Source organism: Saccharopolyspora sp., assembly GCF_017434145.1.
Taxonomy (GTDB): domain Bacteria; phylum Actinomycetota; class Actinomycetes; order Mycobacteriales; family Pseudonocardiaceae; genus Saccharopolyspora_C; species Saccharopolyspora_C galaxeae.
The window spans coordinates 1-1699 of the sequence record NZ_JAFRFW010000325.1; the positions used below are offsets into that span (position 1 = coordinate 1).

Annotated in this window: 2 protein-coding genes; one reads left to right on the forward strand and one right to left on the reverse strand. The window is 69.4% G+C overall.

The window, feature by feature from the left end; translation table 11 throughout:
* The coding region (locus tag IJH84_RS09020; protein ID WP_295142615.1) for a GMC family oxidoreductase N-terminal domain-containing protein at window positions 1-1373 on the reverse strand (1373 nt) is incomplete at its 3' end.
* 133 nt (window positions 1374-1506) lie between these two features.
* Here IJH84_RS09020 and IJH84_RS09025 point away from each other — a divergent pair.
* Window positions 1507-1699, forward strand: a 193-nt coding sequence (locus IJH84_RS09025; RefSeq protein WP_295142618.1) for a helix-turn-helix domain-containing protein, incomplete at its 3' end; no start/stop codon positions are given.

Genomic DNA, 1699 nt, shown 5'->3' on the forward strand with positions numbered 1-1699 from the left:
GCAGGCGCGCCGCCGATCTTGTCGGCGATGCGCCTGGTCGCCTCGTTGCCCAGCGGGATCCAGGTGGGGTTCGGCTCGCCGTGGCCCTGCCGCGACGACATCTTCCGGCCGAACAGGCCGCGCTTGGTGAACGTGGTGATCGAGTCGCCGAGGTTCTGCATGACCAGCGCGATGATGGTCCGCTCGCTCCAGCCGCCCACGAGCAGCACGCGGAGGAAGGCCAGCGGATGCCGCACGACGGTGCCGAGGAACTTCAGCCAGCGCGGAACGCGGCCGCCACCGTCGGTCATCAGCGTCTGCAGCATGCCCATCGCGTTGGAGCCCTTGCCGTAGCGCACCGGTTCGACGTGGGTGTCGCTGCTCGGGTGGAAGGAGCTGGTGATCGCGACGCCGCGGGTGAGGTCGAGCTCCTTGTCGACGGTCATCCGGACCGCGGAGAGGATGGACTCGGAGGTGGTGCGGGTGAGCACGCCGACCCGGTCGGCGAGCTCGGGCAGCGAGCCCGGGGCGCGCCGCCGGTGCAGGCGCTGCTGCGTGCCCCACGTGCCGGCGGCGAAGACCACGTGCCGCGCGGTGTAGGTGCGGCGGCGCTTGCGGACCTTCGCGCCGGAGCGGACCGTCGTGACCGCCCAGCTACCGTCGACCAGCCGGGTCACGTCGGTCACCGTCGTCAGCGGGTGCACCTCCGCTCCCGCGCGCTCGGCGAGCCCGAGGTAGTTCTTGACCAGCGTGTTCTTCGCGCCGTGGCGGCAGCCGGTCATGCATTCGCCGCACTCGATGCAGCCGGTGCGGTCGGGTCCGGCGCCGCCGAAGAAGGGGTCGGGCACCGTCTTCCCGGGCTCGCCGAAGTACACGCCGACGGGGGTCTGGATGAACGTCTCGCCCGCGCCCATGTCGTCGGCGACCTGCTTGACGATCTCGTCGGCCGGCGTCATATGCGGGTTCTGCACGACGCCCAGCATGCGGCGGCCCTGGTCGTAGTAAGGCGAGAGCTCGTCGAACCAGTCGGTGATGCCGGCCCACTGCTCGTCGGCGAAGAAGGAGGCTGGCGGCTTGTACAGCGTGTTCGCGTAGTTCAGCGAGCCGCCGCCCACGCCCGCCCCGGCCAGGATCAGGCAGTCGCGCAGCATGTGGATGCGCTGGATGCCGTACAGGCCGAGCGCCGGCATCCAGACGAATTTGCGGAGGTCCCAGCTGGTCTTCGCGAAGTCCTGGTCGGCGAATCGCCGACCGGCCTCGAGGACGCCCACGCGGTAGCCCTTCTCGGTGAGGCGGAGGGCGGTGACGGACCCGCCGAAGCCGGATCCGATCACCAGGACGTCGTAATCGGTACCGGACTTCGCCGGCTTCTGCGGTGCGGCTGAGCTGGACATGGCGTCTCCTTCGGTCCTCCTCGACGGGGCGGTCGCCGAGGTGACATGAATCACTGTCATGTTCCATTTGATTACACTTATGCCGGTTCTGTCAACCATGCGGACAATCGTCGGCAACATGTACGCTGGGTGCATGAGCGCTCCCGCGAGCTTCCAGACCGAGGTCAAGCAGCTGCTGCGCGACCGCGCGCTCGATGCGGCCCGCGCGCTGGTCGTCGACCAGGGCTGGGACGCCGTGAACATGTCGCTCATCGCCCAGCGCGTGGGCGTGAGCCGCACCGCGCTGTACAAGGAGCTCGGCGCCAAACAGGACCTGGCCACGGCGC